This window comes from Nocardioides sp. NPDC051685 (genome assembly GCF_044453405.1).
In the GTDB taxonomy this organism is placed as follows: Bacteria; Actinomycetota; Actinomycetes; order Propionibacteriales; family Nocardioidaceae; genus Nocardioides.
The window spans coordinates 51754-68072 of sequence record NZ_JBITCR010000015.1 but is presented as its reverse complement, the minus strand read 5'-3'; the positions used below and the strand labels follow the sequence as shown (position 1 = coordinate 68072).

The window sequence follows — 16319 nt, the reverse complement described above, 5'->3', positions numbered from 1 at the left end:
GTCGCAGGCTATGCGATGGCTGGGAGACTGGCCGGGTGAGGATTCTGGTGACGGGTGGGGTGCGGTCGGGGAAGTCGCGGCATGCCGAGTCGCTGCTCGCTGCCGCGCCGTCGGTGGCGTACGTCGCGCCGGGGCCGACGCTCGAGGAGGAGCCGGATCCTGACTGGGCCGACCGGCTGGCTTCTCACCGGGCCAGGCGACCGGAGCGGTGGCGCACCGTCGAGTCGCGGGATCTCGCGGGGGCGCTGGCCGAGGGGCTCACCAACGGCGACGCGGTGATGGTCGACTGCCTGGGCACCTGGCTCACCGCGGTGCTGGATTCCGGCGGCCTGTGGGAGGCATCCTCGGAGGAGGCCTCTGCCGCCGTCTCGGCGCTGGTCGACGACGCCGTCGCCGTCCTCGGCCGCCGGAGCGGCGACGTGGTGCTGGTGACCAACGAGGTCGGCCTCGGGGTCGTGCCGGCCCACCGCTCGGGCCGGCTCTTCCGCGACCTGCTCGGCTTGGTCAACCAGCGGCTGGCGGCGGCCTGCGATGAGGTGCACCTCGTCATCGCCGGGCGGGTCCTGAAGCTCTAGCCTGCGCTCAGGGTGACCAGGATGGTCGCCAGCGCGGCTTCGACGGCCGCACCGAAGACGTCGCCGGTCACTCCCCCGAACCGCCGGACCGCCCGCAGGACGATCACGCCGACGACGGCTGCGGCGAGGGCGACCGCGAGGGCTCCTCGCCACCAGGGCAGACCGGCCCAGGCGCCGGTGCCGGCGAGCGCGGCCGCGACGACGGTCCAGACCAGGACGGTGACGAGCGGTGGCAGAGTCTGGGTGAACGTACGCCCCAGACCGTCCGCGCGCGCCGGCCTGATCCCGCGGGTGCAGCACAGGGCCAGGGCCGCGCGCGAGGCACAGACGGCGACGGCGGCGAGCACCGAGGAGCGTACGGGCTCCCCCTCCAGCAGCGAGGCGAGAGCCGCCACCTGGAGGCCGAGCACGAGGACGATCGCGGTGACGCCCGCCGGGCCGGAGGTGCCGGTCTTCATGACGGCCAGCGAGCGCTCGCGGTCGTAGGAGGCGGCCATGCCGTCGACCGTGTCGGCGAGGCCGTCGAGGTGGAGCGCCCGGTTGCCGGCGACCACGGCGCCGATCGCGAGCAGGGCGGTGACCAGGTGCGGTAGCCCGGCGAGGTGTCCCAGGAGTGCGATAGCGCCGGCGGCCAGTGCGAGCGGCAGGGCGGCCAGCGGCGCCACCGTCATCGCCACCGCGGCGCGTCGGCGGTCGACGACCTCGGGAGGAGGCACGGGCATCGCGGTCAGCGTGCCGACCGCGAGACGCCAGGCGTCCCGCGCGAGCATCAGGCAGGGTCTCCCGGGGCGAGCTCGGAGAGCAGGGCGACGTCACGCAGGAGGGCGACGGCGCTGCGGACGACCGGCACCGCGGCGACGGCTCCGGAGCCCTCACCGAGCCGCAAGTCGAGGTCGAGCAGCGGCACCAGGGCGAGCTTCTCCAGGGCCATCGACTGGGCCGGCTCGGTGGAGCGGTGGCCGGCGGCGAACCATGCCGCCGCCCCCGGCTCGATCCGGTCGGCGGTCAGCGCGCAGGCCACGCTCATCAGGCCGTCGAGAAGGACCGGCGTGCCCTGGCGGGCGGCCTCGAGGAGGTAGCCGGTGGTCGCGGCGAGGTCGGCGCTGCCGAGCGCGGCGAGGGTCTGGACCGGGTCCGCGGTGCGCTCACCGGCACGGGCCAGCGCCGTGGTGATGACGTCGGTCTTGATGCGGAGCGCGTCGTCGCCGATGCCGGTGCCACGACCGGTGACCTCGCTCGCGGGCAGGCCGAGCCCGGCAGCCACCAGCGCCGCCGCGGGCGTGGTGTTGCCGATGCCCATGTCGCCGCTGATCAGCAGCTGCGCGCCGGCCGCGATCTCCTGGCGGGCGACGGCGGCGCCCGCCTCGAGCGCCCGCGCGGTCTCCTCGGCGGTCAGCGCGTCCTCGAGGTGGATCGCGCCGCTCCCCCGCCGGATCTTGTGCTGGGTCAGTGCCTCGCGCGTCGTCGCGTCGAGATCCTCGAACTCCTCGTCGACACCGAGGTCGAGCACCCGGACCTGGACGCCGTGCGCCTTCGCGAGCGCGCTGACCCCGGCCCGGCCGCCCAGGAACGTACGCACCATCGCGCCCGTGATCGCCGGCGGGAACGCCGAGACCCCGTGCTGGGCGACGCCGTGGTCGCCGGCGAAGATCACCAGGCGTACGTTCTCGACCGGTCGCGGCGGCACCTCGCCCTGGCAGGCCGCCACCCAGACCGCCAGCTCTCCCAGGCGGCCCAGGGCACCCGGCGGTGTGGCCAGTGCGCCCAGCCGCTCGGCTGCCTGGCTGCGTACGTTGTCGTCTGGAGTCCGGATCGTCACGTCGGCAAGGTACCCCACGGCTTCGGCAGAGGCCCCGTGCCGGTCCGGGCTATGGGAGGGCGCGGGAGACGCCCTGGGCGGCGACGCGGAGGGCGGAGACGAGGCGGAGGCGGTTGCGGCGGAGGTCGGAGACGACGATGCCGAGGGAGCCCACGACTCCGGACGAGGTGGTGATCGGGACCGCGACGGAGCAGGCACCGAGGGTCATCTCCTCGGCGGTGGTGGCGTAGCCCTCGGTGATCACCCGGTCGAGCTGACGGCGCAGCAGGCCGGGGGTGGTGATGGTGTGGCGGGTGAACGGCCGGAGCGGGCCGGACAGCACCCGGGTGCGTACGTCCTCGGGCGCATGGGCCAGCAGCACCTTGCCGACGCCGGTGGAGTACATCGGCAGGCGGGAGCCGACCGAGGAGACGATGGGTACGTTGCGGGTGCCGCGCAGCGTCTCGAGGTAGAGCACGTGGTCGTCCTCGCGGACCGCCAGATGGACGGTCTCCAGCGTGGCGCCGTAGAGGTCGTGGAGGAACGGGGCCGCGACCGAGCGCAGGTCGGTGGCGACGGGGGCGAGCAGGCCGGCGTCCCACAGCCGCCTGCCGACGGCGTAGGTGCCGTCCTCGTCGCGCACCAGGGCGCCCCACTCGACCAGCTCGGCGACCAGGCGGTGGGCGGTCGGGAGGGAGACGTCCGCACGGGAGGCGAGCTCACTCAGCGTGAGCCGCCGATGAGCGGCGTCGAAGGCACCGATGAGACCGAGGACGCGCGAGGCGACGGAGCGGCCTCCGCTGCCACCTGCCATTCGACGCCACCCCTTTTGCTCAGCGGAAGTCCGCGCTTTCATCGTACGCCTCCCGCACCTAGCGTTCGGAACGTGACAGCGCCCACCAAGAAACCACCCGTCGAGACCCAGGCGGACCTCTCGGCCGAGATCGCCCAGATCGAGGCGGACTCCGAGGGCCGCGCCCAAGAAGGCAAACCCAGCCGTCAGCCGCTGCTGGACTACCCGCCCTACCGGTCCAGCATCCTGCGCCACCCCACCAAGGACCCGCGCCACGCCGACCCCGAGACCATCGAGCTGTGGGCCCCGTGCTTCGGGAACTCCGACGTCGACCCGCTCGAGGCCGACCTGACCATCGCCGGCAGCAACGAGCCGATCGGCGAGCGGATCACGGTCAGCGGCCGGGTCCTCGACGGCGAGGGGCGCCCGGTGCGCGACCAGCTCGTGGAGATCTGGCAGGCCAACTCCGCCGGCCGCTACATCCACAAGCACGAGCAGCACCCAGCACCGCTCGACCCCAACTTCACCGGCGTCGGCCGCTGCATCACCGACTCCGAGGGGCGCTACCGGTTCCAGACGATCAAGCCCGGCCCCTACCCGTGGGGCAACCACATCAACGCCTGGCGTCCCGCCCACATCCACTTCTCGCTCTTCGGGCGCGCGTTCACGCAGCGGCTGATCACGCAGATGTACTTCCCCAGCGACCCGCTCTTCGCGCTCGACCCGATCTACCAGTCGATCACGTCGCAGAAGGACCGGGACGCGCTGGTGGCGAGGTACGACCACGACCTCTCCACCCCCGAATACTCGATGGGCTACAACTGGGACATCGTCCTGACCGGCCCGAGCCGCACCTGGACCGAGCCCGAGGAGGGCGACCTGTGAGCACCCCCGACCGCCCGACTCCGGGCCAGACGATCGGCCCGTTCTTCGGCTACGCCCTCCCCTACGAGGGCGACGCCGACCTGGTCCCGCCGGGCACCCCGGGCTCGATCCGGCTCCACGGCTGGGTCTACGACGGGGCCGGCAACCCGATCCCCGACGCGCTCGTCGAGATCTGGCAGACCGACGCCGACGGCAACGTGCCGCAGGCCGAGGGGTCGCTGCACCGCGACGGCTGGACCTTCACCGGCTGGGGCCGCGCCGACACCGACCTGAACGGCCACTACACCTTCTCGACGGTGCTTCCGGGTGCCTCCGACGAGGGTGCGGCACCCTTCTTCGCCCTCACCGTCTTCGCCCGTGGCCTGCTCGACAAGCTGCAGACCCGGATCTATCTGCCCGAGCACCCCGCCAACGCCGGTGACCCCCTGCTGGTGTCGCTTCCCGAGGACGAGCGTGCGACGCTGGTGGCCACTGCGGACGCAACCGGGTTGCGATTCGACATCCATCTCCAGGGCGACCGCGAGACCACCTTTCTCACCTACGGCTGAGGAGTCGAATGTCACTGCTGTGGCCCGGCGAGGAGCGCGCCGGGGATCTCTTCTCCGAGGCGGCCTACCTCGCCGCGATGGTTCGGGTCGAGGAGGCCTGGCTGGCCGCTCTCGTCTCCTCTGGGATCGCCCCCGAGGAAGCAGGTACGCCGCTGGCCGGCCTGGTCTCCGCGGATGACGTGCCGAGTCTCGCCGAAGGTGCGGAGGCCGGCGGCAACCCCGTCATCGGCCTCGTCAAGCTCCTGCGCGGTCGCCTCGACGGCGAGGCCGCGCGCTGGCTCCACAAGGGCCTGACCAGCCAGGACGTGGTCGACACCGCGCTCGTGCTCTGCCTGCGTGATGTGCTCGACCGGGTCGAGGACGAGCTGGCGGCGCAGGCCGCCTCGCTGGTGGATCTCGCCGAGGAGCACCGTGCCACGGTGATGTCCGGTCGCACCCTGACCCAGCACGCGGTGCCGATCACCTTCGGTCTCAAGGCGGCGACCTGGCTCTCCGGGCTCGCTGATGCCGCCGAGGCACTCCGCCGGACACGTACGTCGCTGCCCGCCCAGATCGGCGGCGCGGCCGGCACCCTGGCCGCGGTCGGCGGGCTGGCCCGGCTCCGTGGCCTCGCCGACCCGGTCGGCGCCGCGCGCGCGGCGGCCGAGACCACAGCGACCACACTGGGCCTCGTCTCGCGGGCCCCCTGGCACACCAACCGTGCCCCGCTGACCGCTGCCGGCGACGCGCTCGTCACCGCGGCCGACACCTGGGGCCGGATCGCCGCCGACATCACCCTGCTGACCCGCCCGGAGATCGGCGAGCTCCGCGAGCCCGTCGGCGAGGGACGCGGCGGCTCCTCGACCATGCCGCACAAGTCCAACCCGGTGCTCTCGGTCCTCGTCCGCCGGCACGCGCTCGCCGCTCCCCCGCTGGCCTCGACCCTCCACACCGCCGCGGCGACCTACCTCGACGAGCGTCCCGACGGCGCCTGGCACGTCGAGTGGGAGACCCTGGCGACCCTTGCCCGCCGCAGTGTCGCCGCCGCCTCGCAGACCACCGAGCTCCTCGCCGGGCTCCGCGTCGACGCCGCCCGGATGCGGGCCACCGCCGAGGCCGCGGGCGCGGACCTGCTGGCCGAGCAGCGGTCGCTGACCGAGTTCGTGGGTGGCGAGATCCTGGCCGGGACCGAGGCCGCTGCGGGGCTCGACGACTATCTGGGCGCCACCGACGCCCTCATCGACTCCGCGGTCGCCCGCGCCCACGAGATCTGGAAGGACCTTTCATGACGCCGAGGATCACCCCTGTCGAGCTGGCCGGAGACCCGAGCAAGCCGATCCTGGTCGTCGGCCCGTCCCTCGGCACCTCGGTGACCGCGCTCTGGGCGGCCACCGCCGAGCTGCTGGCGGACAGCTTCCACGTCATCGGCTGGGAGCTCCCGGGCCACGGCCACGGCACCCCGACGACGGAACCGTTCTCGATGGCCGACCTCGCTGCCGGCGTGCTCGCCTGCGTCGACCGGGTGCTCACCGACCGCGGCGAGCGTCACGGCACCTTCGCCTACGCCGGCGACTCGGTCGGCGGGGCCGTGGGCCTCCAGCTCCTGCTCGACGCGCCCGCCCGGGTGAGCGCCGCCGTGCTCACCAACACCGGTGCGAAGATCGGCGAGCCCGCGGGCTGGAACGACCGGGCAGCGACGGTCCGCAAGGCCGGCACCGCCTCCCAGATCGCCGGCTCCACCCAGCGCTGGTTCGCCCCCGGCTTCCTCGAGCGCGAGCCCGCCCGGGGCGGTGCCCTGCTCCACTCGCTGCGCGACGCCGACGCGGAGAGCTACGCGCTGACGTGTGAGGCGCTGGCGGCGTACGACGTCCGGGACCGGCTCGCCGAGGTCGTCGCTCCGGTCCTAGCGATCGCGGGGGTCGACGACGCCCCGACGCCGCCGGCTTCGCTCGAGGAGATCGCCGTCGGGGTGCGCAACGGACGGCTCGTCACCCTCGACGCCGTCGGCCACCTCGCCCCCGCCGAGGCTCCGCACGCCGTCTCCAGCCTGATCACCTCGCACGTGACCGCGGCCGACCCGGCCTATGCGGCCGGGATGAACGTACGCCGCCAGGTGCTCGGCGACCCTCACGTCGACCGGGCCACCGCCGCGATCACCGACGTCAACCGCGACTACCAGGACCTGATCACCCGCTATGCCTGGGGCACGATCTGGACCCGCCCGGGCCTCGCCCGCCGGGACCGCTCGATCGGCGTGCTCACCGCCCTCGTCGCGGGACGCCACTTCGAGGAGCTCGAGTTCCATCTGCGCGCCGCGCTCACCAACGGGCTGACCCGCGAGGAGATCATCGAGGTGCTCCTGCAGACCTCGATCTACGTCGGCGTACCGGCTGCCAACACCGCGTTCGCCGTCGCCAACCGCGTCTTGAACGACTGAGCCTGAACGAGTAACCAGGTGCCATCGGCGTACGTCCTGACTAACGTCTCGCCCATGCCGCAAGCCCGTCTGCGCACCGAGCGCCTCGACCTGGTCCCGTTGAGCGAGGAGCACCTGCCGTTCCTGGTCGACCTCAACTCCGACCCGGTCGTCCTCCGCTATCTGTTCACCCGCGCGCTGACCGCGGAGGAGACCGAGGAGCGGATGCACACGTGGATCCGGGCGGCGAAGGAGACGGAGGGGCAGGGCAAGTGGATCGGGTACGCGGCGGGTGAGGCCGTGGGTCTCTACATGCTCGAGCCGCCCGACGCCCCGCCCCGCACCGATGCCGCCGAGCTGGGCTACCGGCTGCCGCAGCGACACTGGCGCAAAGGGTTCGCGAAGGAGGGGTCGCGCGAGCTGCTCCGGCACGCCTTCGAGGACCTCGGCCTCGACCGGGTGATCGCGCAGACGATGGCCGTCAACGAGCCGTCCCGGGCGACCATGGTCTCGGTCGGGATGAGCTTCGTGCGCAGCTTCCACGAGGACTTCGAGGAGCCGCTCGCCGGGCACGCCGACGGCGAGGTCGAGTACGAGATCACCCGCGAGACCTGGCTCGCGGGCCGCGCGGGGTAGGCTGCGAGCACGCTCGTGGCGCAGGAACCCGGTGAGAGTCCGGGGCGGTTCCGCCACTGTGTTGTCCGTGCCGAGCACGGGCACAGCCAGACACTGGTCACGGGCGATCCGACCGATCGACGGGGCGAGAACCCCTGAGGAGGAACTGGCCGTGGCCGATCCTGCACGCGTACGCATCGCCCTTCTGTCCACCTCGGACACCGACCTGCTCTCGGCCCGTGCCAGCGGCGCCGACTACGCCTGGGCGAACCCGTCGCGGTCGACCGACCTCGAGGCCGTCGTCGCCGACGCCGACCTGGTGGTCTTCCGGCTCCTCGGCTCGCCCACCGACCTGTGGGACGGGCTGAGCGCGGTCAAGGAGCGCGGCACCCCGGTGGTGGTCCTCGGCGGCGAGCAGCAGCCGAGCGCCGAGCTGATGGAGCACTCCACCGTCCCGATGGGCGTCGCCGCGGAGGCACACCGCTATCTCGCCGAGGGCGGGCCCGCCAACCTCGCCCAGCTGCACGCGTTCCTCTCCGACACGGTCCTGCTGACCGGGTTCGGGTTCGAGCCGCCGGCCACCGTGCCGGCCTGGGGTTTTGCGGAGCGTTCTTCGACGACCGGGCATCTCGACAAGCTCGATGACCGGTCGCGGATCGGGGTGCTCTACTACCGCGCCCACGAGACCAGCGGGAACACCGCGTTCGCGCACGCGCTGGCCGATGCGATCGACGCGACCGGCGCCGCCACCGGCGTACCCGTCTTCGCGGGCTCGCTGCGCTCCGCGCCCGACGACCTCTACGAGGCGCTCGGCACCCTCGACGCGCTCATCGTGACCGTGCTCGCGGCCGGCGGGTCCGTGCCCGCGTCCGCCTCCGCCGGCGGTGAGGACGAGGCCTGGGACGTGGAGCGGATGGCGGCGCTGGACATCCCGGTGCTCCAGGGCCTCTGTCTGACCAGCTCGCGCGCGGAGTGGGAGGCCTCCGACGACGGCGTGACGCCGCTCGACTCGGCGTCGCAGATCGCGATCCCCGAGTTCGACGGCCGGATCATCACCGCGCCGTTCTCGTTCAAGGAGCTCGACGAGCAGGGTCTCCCCCACTACGTCGCCGACCCCGAGCGCACCGCGCGGGTCGCCCGGATCGCGGTCAACCACGCCCGGCTGCGCCGCACGCCCAACCCCGAGAAGCGCCTCGCGCTCGTGCTCTCCGCCTACCCCACCAAGCACGCCCGCATCGGCAACGCGGTCGGCCTGGACACCCCGGTCTCCGCGATCCGGATGCTGCGCCGGCTCCGCGAGGAGGGCTACGACCTGGGCCAGGACAACGAGGTCGTACGCATCCTCGACTCCGTCGCCGCCGAGGAGGGCGACACCGCTGCCGGTGACGCGCTGATCCATGCGCTGATCGCCGCCGGCGGCCAGGACGAGGAGTGGCTGACCAACGCCCAGCTGACCGACGCCCACGTCCGCATCTCGAAGGCCGACTACGACGCCTGGACCGCGGATCTCCCTGCCGACCTGCGCGAACAGATGGTCGAGACCTGGGGTCCGACGCCGGGCAATCTCTTCGTCAACGACTCCGGCGAGCTGGTGCTGGCCACGCTGCAGGCCGGCAACATCGTCATCCTCATCCAGCCGCCGCGCGGGTTCGGCGAGAACCCGGTCGCGATCTACCACGACCCCGACCTGCCACCGTCGCACCACTACCTCGGTGCCTACCGCTGGCTCGAGCACGGCTTCCGTGCCGACGCGGTCGTGCACCTCGGCAAGCACGGGTCGATGGAGTGGCTGCCGGGCAAGAACGCCGCCCTCTCGGCGAGCTGCGGCCCGGATGCCGCGATCGGCAACATGCCGCTGATCTACCCGTTCCTGATCAACGACCCCGGCGAGGGCGCCCAGGCCAAGCGCCGTGCCCACGCCACGATCGTCGACCACCTGGTGCCGCCGATGGCCCGCGCGGAGTCCTACGGCGACATCGCGCGGCTGGAGTCGCTGATGGAGGAGTACGACCGGATCTCCTCCATGGACCCGGCCAAGCTGCCCGCCATCCGCGGCGAGATCTGGCAGCTGATGAAGGCCGCCGAGCTCCACCGCGACCTCGGGATGGAGGAGCGTCCCGAGGACGACGACTTCGACGACTTCATGCTCCACATCGACGGCTGGCTCTGCGAGATCAAGGACGCCCAGATCCGCGACGGGCTGCACGTGCTCGGCGCCGCCCCCGAGGGCGAGGCGCGGATCAACCTGGTGCTCTCCATCCTGCGCGCCGCGCAGGTCTGGGGCGGCGTCGGCGGTGCCGTGCCCGGTCTGCGGGCGGCGCTCGGTCTCAAGGAGGGCGCCGACACCCGGGCCGTCGACGAGATCGAGGCCCAGGCCCGCGACCTGGTGGCGCGGATGGACGCGGCCGGCTGGGACCCGGCCGTCGCCGAGACCCTCCACGACGACCCGGCCGTCCAGCAGGTGCTGGTCTTCGCCGCCGAGCAGGTCGTGCCGCGGCTGGCGAGAACGACCGACGAGCTGGGATCGGTCCTGCACGCGCTGGACGGTGGCTTCGTCCCCGCGGGGCCCTCGGGCTCGCCGCTGCGGGGGCTCGTCAACGTACTTCCCACGGGGCGCAACTTCTACACCGTCGACCCGCGCGCGGTCCCGAGCCGGCTGGCCTGGCAGACCGGGCAGGCGATGGCCGACTCGCTGCTGCAGCGCTACCTGGACGAGACCGGCGACTACCCGACGTCGGTCGGGCTCTCCGTCTGGGGCACGAGTGCGATGCGTACGTCCGGCGACGACGTCGCCGAGGTGCTCGCGCTCCTCGGCGTACGCCCCGAATGGGACGAGGCCTCCCGCCGCATCACCCACCTCGACGTGATCCCGCTCGCCGAGCTCGGCCGGCCCCGGATCGACGTGACCGTACGCATCTCCGGGTTCTTCCGCGACGCGTTCCCGCACGTCGTCTCGATGCTCGACGACGCGGTCCGGATGGTGGCCGACCTCGACGAGCCCGCCGAGGACAACTTCGTCCGCGCGCACACGCTCGAGGACCTGGAAGCACACGGCGACCAGCGCCGCGCCACCGCCCGGATCTTCGGCTCCAAGCCCGGGTCGTACGGTGCCGGGATCCTGCAGGTGATCGAGGCCGGCAACTGGCGCTCCGACCAGGACCTGGCCGACGTGTACGCAGCCTGGGGCGGCTTCGCCTACGGCCGCGACCTCGACGGCGCCCCGGCGGCCGACGACATGCGCGCCAACTACCGCCGGATCAAGGTCGCGGCCAAGAACGTCGACTCAGCCGAGCACGACATCGCCGACTCCGACGACTACTTCCAGTACCACGGCGGCATGGTCGCGACCGTCCGCGCGCTGACCGGCAGCGACCCCAAGGCGTATGTCGGCGACTCCACCTCCCCCGACGCCGTCAAGACCCGCACGCTGCAGGAGGAGACCAACCGCGTCTTCCGGGCCCGGGTGGTCAACCCGCGCTGGATCTCGGCGATGCAGCGCCACGGCTACAAGGGCGCCTTCGAGCTGGCCGCGACCGTCGACTACCTCTTCGGCTTCGACGCGACCGCCGGTGTGGTGCAGGACTGGATGTACGAGAAGCTCGCCCGCGAGTACGTCCTGGACGAGACCAACCAGGAGTTCATGCGGGCCTCGAACCCGTGGGCGCTGCGTGGGATCGTGGAACGGCTGCACGAGGCGGCCGAGCGGGGGCTGTGGGCCGAGCCCGACCCCGAGGTCGTCGCGGCGATGCAGGAGATCTATCTCGATATCGAAGGCGACCTGGAGGAAGACCAATGAGTTTTTCTGGCCGGCGACGGATCAAGATCATCGGCGTCGGCCCCGGCGACCCCGACCAGGTCACCCTCGAGGCCGTCGCCGCGATGCGGTCGGTCGACTACTTCCTGGTCACCGACAAGTCGGGGACCGTGAAGAAGGGCATGCCGGATCCGCTGGTGCGGGCCCGCGAGGAGCTGCTCGACCGCCATCTGGACCGGCCGGCCCGGGTGGTCAAGGTCGCCGACGCTCCCCGCGAGCGGCGCGAGGAGTTCACCGGGACCGACGCGGAGTACCGGAAGGCGGTCGCCGACTGGCACCGTGCCCGGGTCGAGCGCTACCTCGCGGTCCTCGCCGAGCATCCCGGTGATGTCGGCTTCCTGGTCTGGGGCGACCCGGCCTTCTACGACTCCACGATCCGGGTCGTCGACCAGATCGCCGAGAAGCTGGACGTCGAGGTCGACGTCATCCCCGGGATCTCCTCGGTGCAGCTGCTCGCCGCGCGGCACCGCCTGGTGCTCCACGACGTCGGGCGCCCGCTCTACGTCACCACCGGCCGCGCCGTGCTCGAGGCCGTCGAGGCCGGGCACGACAACCTCGTGGTGATGCTCAACCGCGTCGTCGAGCTCCCCGGGCTCGAGGACTGGCGGATCTGGTGGGGCGGCAACCTCGGCACGCGTGAGGAGGAGCTGGTCGCAGGCACGGTCGGCGATGTCCTTTCGGCGATCGAGGAGGCGCGCGCCCGGCTGCGCGAGACGTCCGGCTGGGTGATGGACATCTATCTCCTGCGGGCACCCCGGGCATGAGCGGGCTGCTGGTCGCCGGCACCACCTCGGATGCGGGCAAGTCGGTCGTGACGACCGGGCTGTGCCGGGCGTTCGCCCGCCGCGGCGTGAAGGTGGCGCCCTACAAGGCCCAGAACATGTCCAACAACTCGATGGTGGTCTCGACAAGCTCGACCACCGGAGTAGAAGACGGGACGACGGCGGAGATCGGCCGCGCGCAGTGGGTCCAGGCACTGGCGGCCCGGGTCACGCCGGAGCCGGCGATGAACCCGGTGCTGCTCAAGCCCGGCTCCGACCGCCGCAGCCATGTGGTGCTGATGGGACATCCCGCCGGTGAGGTGTCCTCGCACGACTGGGAGGCGGGGCGCCGGCATCTGGCGACCGCGGCCCATGCGGCGTACGACGATCTCGCCTCGCGGTTCGAGGTGATCGTGGCCGAGGGTGCCGGGAGCCCGGCGGAGATCAACCTGCGGGCCGGCGACTACGTCAACATGGGGCTGGCGCGGCACGCCGGGCTGCCGACCGTGGTGGTGGGCGACATCGACCGGGGTGGGGTGTTCGCGGCGATGTACGGCACCCTGGCCCTCCTCGAGCCCGAGGACCAGGCGCTGATCAGGGGTTTTGTGGTCAACAAGTTCCGTGGCGACGCCGGGCTGCTGAAGCCCGGGCTCGACTCGTTGGAGTCGCTCACGCAGCGCCGGGTCTTCGGCGTGCTCCCCTGGGAGCCGTCGTTGTGGCTCGACTCCGAGGACGCGCTCGACCTGGAGGGGCGCCGCGCTGCGGCCGGCGCCACCCGCAAGGTCGCGGTCGTACGCCTCCCCCGCATCTCCAACTTCACCGACGTCGACGCGCTCGGCCTCGAGCCGGACCTCGACGTCGTCTTCGCCTCCTCACCGGCCGATGTCGCCGACGCCGACCTGGTCGTCCTGCCCGGCACCCGCTCCACGATCAGCGACCTGGCCTGGCTCCGCTCGCGTGGTCTCGACGTGGCGATCCTCGAGCATGTACGCCGCGGCCGCCCGCTCCTCGGGATCTGCGGCGGCTTCCAGATGCTCGGCGGCGTGATCGCGGATCCCCATGGAATCGAGCAGAGTGGCGTCGAGGGTTCGGTCGCCGAGGTCGAGGGGCTGGGCCTGCTGGACGTACGCACCGACTTCGTCCCCGCCAAGAACCTCCGCCTGCCCACCGGGTCGGCGCTCGGGGTCGAGGCGAGCGGCTACGAGATCCACCACGGCCGGATCACCCGCGGCGACGGCGTCGAGGAGTTCCTCGGCGGCGCGCGAGTCGGCAACGTCTTCGGCACGATGTGGCACGGGTCCCTGGAGGGCGATGCCCTGCGCGGCGCGTTCCTCGCAGCGACGCTGGGTCGCGAACCGTCCGACGTCTCGTTCCCGGCGGCCCGCGAGCGCCGCCTGGACCTCATCGGCGACCTCGTCGAGGAGCACCTCGACGTCGACGCCCTGCTCGACCTGGCCCGGGAGGCCGGCGAGGGGGCTGTGCGATGAGGCTGCTGATCCTGGGCGGGACCGGGGAGGCGCGGGACCTGGCCGAGCGGCTGCTCGAGGAGGGGGTGGACGTCACCTCCTCGTTGGCCGGCCGGGTGGCTCGGCCGCGGCTGCCGGTGGGCGCGGTGCGGATCGGCGGGTTCGGCGGGGTCGAGGGCTTGAGGGGGGCCCTCGACCATTTCGACGCCGTCGTCGACGCGACGCATCCGTTCGCGCGCGGGATGTCGGCCAACGCGGCCGCGGCCTGCGCGCAGACCGGACATCCGCTGCTCCGGCTGGAGCGGCCGGGCTGGCCGGCGGACCCGTCCTGGGCCTACGTCGACACCCACGACCAGGCCGCCGCGCTCGCCGCCGAGCTCGGGGAGCGTCCCTTCATCACGGTCGGGCGCCAGGAGCTCGCCCGGTTCGTCCCGGCGCTGGCCGGCCGGGCGGCTCTCGCCCGCGTGGTCGACCGGCCCGACCTCGATCTGCCCGAAGCGTGGACCCTGCTGACCAGCCGCGGACCCTACGACCTCGACGGTGAGCTCGCGCTGATGCGCGAGCACGACATCGACGTACTCATCACCAAGGACTCCGGCGGCACCTACACCTGGCCGAAGATGGAAGCAGCGGCCGAGCTGGGCGTGAAGGTGGTCGTCGTCCGTCGGCCCGCTGGGTCGAGGGAGGTCGCGACGGTCAACGACGTCGCCGAAGCGGTGAGCTGGGTGCTGGGTCGGTGAGCGCTATGACAGAGGATCCAACCTCGTGAACGCCTTCACAAAGCCGGATCCTCTATCGCAGGCACGGATCCTCGTGGGTATGTCCGTGACCGACGTAGACCGGCGCGACGACCTCCTCGACTGCGCCCGGCAGCTCGCGCGCAGCGCCGGCACCGAAGGTGCCGCGACAAGCACAGCCTTCCTCCAGCTGGGCGACCCATCTCTCTCCCGCGAGCTGACCCGCCTCGCCGACGCCGGCGCCGAGACCATCACGCTGATCGGCATCAGCCTCGGCCCACTGGCTCCGGGGCACTCCTGGCTGCGCCGGATCGCCGCGCACTGGTGGCGCGAGCGTGCCGGTCGTCGCCCCGAGATACAGGTCGCGACCCGGCTCGCGACCACCCCCGACGAGGTCGCCCCGTCCAGCACCGAGACCCGTCCGATCACGGGCACCGAGCCCGGGCTCACCTCGCCCGCGTGGGAGCGGGTCCCCGGCCACGTACGTCAGGTGCTGATCTGCCGCGGCCCGCGCTGCACCGCGAAGGGCTCCGAGGAGACCGCCAGGGCGGTGATCCTGGGCGCGATGGAGGCCGGTCTCGGCGACGACGACCTGCTGATCACCCACACCGGCTGCCAGTTCCCCTGCAACCAGGCGCCGGTGCTCAGCGTGCAGCCCGACGACGTCTGGTACGGCAACGTGGAAGCGGCCGCCGCCCGGGTGATCGTGCGTGATCACCTGGACGGCGGCCGTCCTGTGGAGGCCTACCGCCTCCCCCGCTAGCTCAGCTCACAGGCTGGCGGCCAGGGCCTTACGTTCCGCGACAGCGCGCTCTGCCGCGTACAGACGAATGACCAGTCCGGTCAGCGCCACTCCGAGCACGCCCCACATCGTGGCGAGCGTGATCAGCGAGGCCCGGCGGAAGAACCACAACGTGTCGGCCGGGAAGTCCCCGACCTCGTTGACCGTCGTGAACAGCTCTCCGGCGACGACCATCACGACCAGGTAGGCCGCGACCCCGCCGACGACGGCGAGATAGGTGCCGAACCGGCCGCGCAGCCGCACGGCGGCGTACGTCGTGACCACTGCCGCCACGACCGAGAGGGCCTGGAAGGCGAAGTAGACCGCGGTGCGGACGCCGATGGTGTCGCTGCTGCCGACCGCCGGTGGCGTCGCCGGATACTTGAGGAACGGCACCAGCGCGACCGCGACGAACCCGATCAGGGTGACGAGCGCCGTCGACTGGCCGGGCGTGAGCCGTCCGAGCCGACCCAGGGTGCCGGCCGCGACCAGCCCGAGGATGCCCCCGAGCGCGACGCCGATCGCCAGGGTGCCGGTCAGCAGCCCCCAGGTGCTCTGGTTGGTGCGGGAGACCTCGGCGGTCTCCTCCTCACCCTCAGCACCTTCGGCGGCATGCGAGTGCGAGTGCCCGTCGGCACCACTGTCCTCTGATGAGATGGCCTCCAGCGCGATGGCAGCACCGACCTGCGGCTCACCGACGGCGTACGCCACCAGGAAGGTGGCGACTCCGGCGAGGAGTCCAGCTAGCAGGCCGCGTACGAGAAAAGCACGCGGGCTCATCAGTGGCAGGGGTAACCGAGCAGGTGACGACCGTCGTGGACCCACTCGTGGATCAGCGTGCCGGACGGGATCGAGATCGCGCCCTGGTCGGCGCTGATGAAGAAGAGCGCCAGGAGACCGAGCAGTCCGAAGAAGAGCGCCCAGGGGGCGAGCTCACGGAGCGGAATGGTGGGCAGTTCTGCACCGGCGACGGGTGCAACAGCGTGCTGCGACATATGTCCTCCTCAGGGATACCTGCGTCCCTGTTCGATGGGGTTGGACGGACCTTCGGGTCTGACTCCACCGCCGCGAGGCGATGTCACAGTAGCGCGACTGTGCCGGAGTTCCACCGGCTTCCTCAGGTCCGTTGACCGCATCATGCCATGTCCGGC

16 protein-coding genes and 1 riboswitch are annotated in these 16319 nt (G+C 72.3%); of the genes, 11 read left to right on the top strand and 5 right to left on the bottom strand.

The window, feature by feature from the left end:
• The first annotated feature begins 35 nt into the window (after positions 1-35).
• Positions 36-575: a bifunctional adenosylcobinamide kinase/adenosylcobinamide-phosphate guanylyltransferase gene (cobU, locus tag ACIA03_RS27540; RefSeq protein WP_396988575.1), complete on the top strand. Its 540-nt coding sequence runs from the start codon at positions 36-38 to the stop codon at positions 573-575.
• Here the strand turns inward: cobU and cobS are convergent.
• Genes cobS through ACIA03_RS27525 form a run of 3 tightly spaced genes read right to left on the bottom strand, consistent with a single transcriptional unit; the run spans position 572 to position 3187 of the window.
• Positions 572-1345 (bottom strand): adenosylcobinamide-GDP ribazoletransferase, encoded by a 774-nt coding sequence (gene cobS, locus ACIA03_RS27535; protein ID WP_396988573.1) that lies wholly within the window; start codon positions 1343-1345, stop codon positions 572-574. The two genes, cobU and cobS, sit on opposite strands and share 4 nt — an antisense overlap.
• Positions 1345-2394 (bottom strand): nicotinate-nucleotide--dimethylbenzimidazole phosphoribosyltransferase, encoded by a 1050-nt coding sequence (gene cobT, locus ACIA03_RS27530; protein WP_396988571.1) that lies wholly within the window; start codon positions 2392-2394, stop codon positions 1345-1347. Before cobT ends, cobS begins: the two co-directional genes overlap by 1 nt.
• Positions 2395-2443: 49 nt before the next feature.
• Entirely contained in the window at positions 2444-3187 is a 744-nt protein-coding gene (locus ACIA03_RS27525; RefSeq protein WP_396988569.1) for an IclR family transcriptional regulator, read from the bottom strand.
• Between the two features lie 72 nt (positions 3188-3259).
• Between ACIA03_RS27525 and pcaH the strand changes: the two genes are divergently transcribed.
• From pcaH to ACIA03_RS27475, 10 genes are all read left to right on the top strand, one after another.
• Positions 3260-4051 (top strand): protocatechuate 3,4-dioxygenase subunit beta, encoded by a 792-nt coding sequence (pcaH, locus tag ACIA03_RS27520; RefSeq protein WP_396988567.1) that lies wholly within the window; start codon positions 3260-3262, stop codon positions 4049-4051.
• Complete coding sequence (pcaG, locus tag ACIA03_RS27515) at positions 4048-4599, top strand: protocatechuate 3,4-dioxygenase subunit alpha (RefSeq protein ID WP_396988565.1); 552 nt, start codon at positions 4048-4050, stop codon at positions 4597-4599. The genes pcaH and pcaG overlap by 4 nt, the downstream gene beginning before the upstream one ends.
• An 8-nt stretch (positions 4600-4607) precedes the next feature.
• Positions 4608-5867: a lyase family protein gene (locus ACIA03_RS27510; RefSeq protein ID WP_396988563.1), complete on the top strand. Its 1260-nt coding sequence runs from the start codon at positions 4608-4610 to the stop codon at positions 5865-5867.
• On the top strand, positions 5864-7015 hold the full coding sequence (locus ACIA03_RS27505) for an alpha/beta fold hydrolase (RefSeq protein ID WP_396988561.1): 1152 nt from the start codon (positions 5864-5866) through the stop codon (positions 7013-7015). Before ACIA03_RS27510 ends, ACIA03_RS27505 begins: the two co-directional genes overlap by 4 nt.
• Before the next feature lie 54 nt (positions 7016-7069).
• Positions 7070-7630, top strand: a complete 561-nt coding sequence (locus ACIA03_RS27500; protein WP_396988559.1) for a GNAT family N-acetyltransferase — start codon at positions 7070-7072, stop codon at positions 7628-7630.
• Positions 7630-7747: riboswitch (cobalamin riboswitch) on the top strand. It overlaps the preceding gene by 1 nt.
• 34 nt (positions 7748-7781) lie before the next feature.
• Entirely contained in the window at positions 7782-11405 is a 3624-nt protein-coding gene (gene cobN / locus ACIA03_RS27495) for a cobaltochelatase subunit CobN (protein WP_396988557.1), read from the top strand.
• Positions 11402-12187 (top strand): precorrin-6A synthase (deacetylating), encoded by a 786-nt coding sequence (gene cobF, locus ACIA03_RS27490; protein WP_396988555.1) that lies wholly within the window; start codon positions 11402-11404, stop codon positions 12185-12187. Before cobN ends, cobF begins: the two co-directional genes overlap by 4 nt.
• Positions 12184-13671: a cobyric acid synthase gene (locus tag ACIA03_RS27485; protein WP_396988553.1), complete on the top strand. Its 1488-nt coding sequence runs from the start codon at positions 12184-12186 to the stop codon at positions 13669-13671. The genes cobF and ACIA03_RS27485 overlap by 4 nt, the downstream gene beginning before the upstream one ends.
• Positions 13668-14390 carry a cobalt-precorrin-6A reductase gene (locus ACIA03_RS27480; RefSeq protein ID WP_396988551.1) on the top strand — a complete coding sequence of 241 codons (723 nt, stop codon included), beginning with the start codon at positions 13668-13670 and terminating at the stop codon, positions 14388-14390. The genes ACIA03_RS27485 and ACIA03_RS27480 overlap by 4 nt, the downstream gene beginning before the upstream one ends.
• A gap of 79 nt (positions 14391-14469) precedes the next feature.
• Positions 14470-15150 carry a (2Fe-2S) ferredoxin domain-containing protein gene (locus ACIA03_RS27475; RefSeq protein ID WP_396988549.1) on the top strand — a complete coding sequence of 227 codons (681 nt, stop codon included), beginning with the start codon at positions 14470-14472 and terminating at the stop codon, positions 15148-15150.
• Positions 15151-15156: 6 nt separating this feature from the next.
• Here ACIA03_RS27475 and ACIA03_RS27470 read toward each other — a convergent pair whose 3' ends face one another.
• Together ACIA03_RS27470 and ACIA03_RS27465 are read right to left on the bottom strand one after the other, a co-directional pair.
• The gene (locus ACIA03_RS27470) at positions 15157-15948 is read right to left on the bottom strand and encodes a CbtA family protein (RefSeq protein ID WP_396988547.1); all 792 of its coding nucleotides are present in this window, start codon (positions 15946-15948) and stop codon (positions 15157-15159) included.
• Positions 15948-16163 carry a CbtB-domain containing protein gene (locus tag ACIA03_RS27465; RefSeq protein ID WP_045551829.1) on the bottom strand — a complete coding sequence of 72 codons (216 nt, stop codon included), beginning with the start codon at positions 16161-16163 and terminating at the stop codon, positions 15948-15950. Before ACIA03_RS27465 ends, ACIA03_RS27470 begins: the two co-directional genes overlap by 1 nt.
• Positions 16164-16319: the final 156 nt, after the last annotated feature.

Bases quoted from the DNA above. Each gene is read 5' to 3' on its own strand.
- ACIA03_RS27525 (WP_396988569.1), bottom strand. From the start codon at position 3,187: ATGGCAGGTGGCAGCGGAGGCCGCTCCGTCGCCTCGCGCGTCCTCGGT.
- ACIA03_RS27500 (WP_396988559.1), top strand. From the start codon at position 7,070: ATGCCGCAAGCCCGTCTGCGCACCGAGCGCCTCGACCTGGTCCCGTTG.
- ACIA03_RS27480 (WP_396988551.1), top strand. From the start codon at position 13,668: ATGAGGCTGCTGATCCTGGGCGGGACCGGGGAGGCGCGGGACCTGGCC.
- ACIA03_RS27505 (WP_396988561.1), top strand. From the start codon at position 5,864: ATGACGCCGAGGATCACCCCTGTCGAGCTGGCCGGAGACCCGAGCAAG.
- ACIA03_RS27485 (WP_396988553.1), top strand. From the start codon at position 12,184: ATGAGCGGGCTGCTGGTCGCCGGCACCACCTCGGATGCGGGCAAGTCG.
- ACIA03_RS27510 (WP_396988563.1), top strand. From the start codon at position 4,608: ATGTCACTGCTGTGGCCCGGCGAGGAGCGCGCCGGGGATCTCTTCTCC.
- ACIA03_RS27475 (WP_396988549.1), top strand. From the start codon at position 14,470: ATGTCCGTGACCGACGTAGACCGGCGCGACGACCTCCTCGACTGCGCC.
- ACIA03_RS27465 (WP_045551829.1), bottom strand. From the start codon at position 16,163: ATGTCGCAGCACGCTGTTGCACCCGTCGCCGGTGCAGAACTGCCCACC.
- cobS (WP_396988573.1), bottom strand. From the start codon at position 1,345: ATGCTCGCGCGGGACGCCTGGCGTCTCGCGGTCGGCACGCTGACCGCG.
- cobF (WP_396988555.1), top strand. From the start codon at position 11,402: ATGAGTTTTTCTGGCCGGCGACGGATCAAGATCATCGGCGTCGGCCCC.
- ACIA03_RS27470 (WP_396988547.1), bottom strand. From the start codon at position 15,948: ATGAGCCCGCGTGCTTTTCTCGTACGCGGCCTGCTAGCTGGACTCCTC.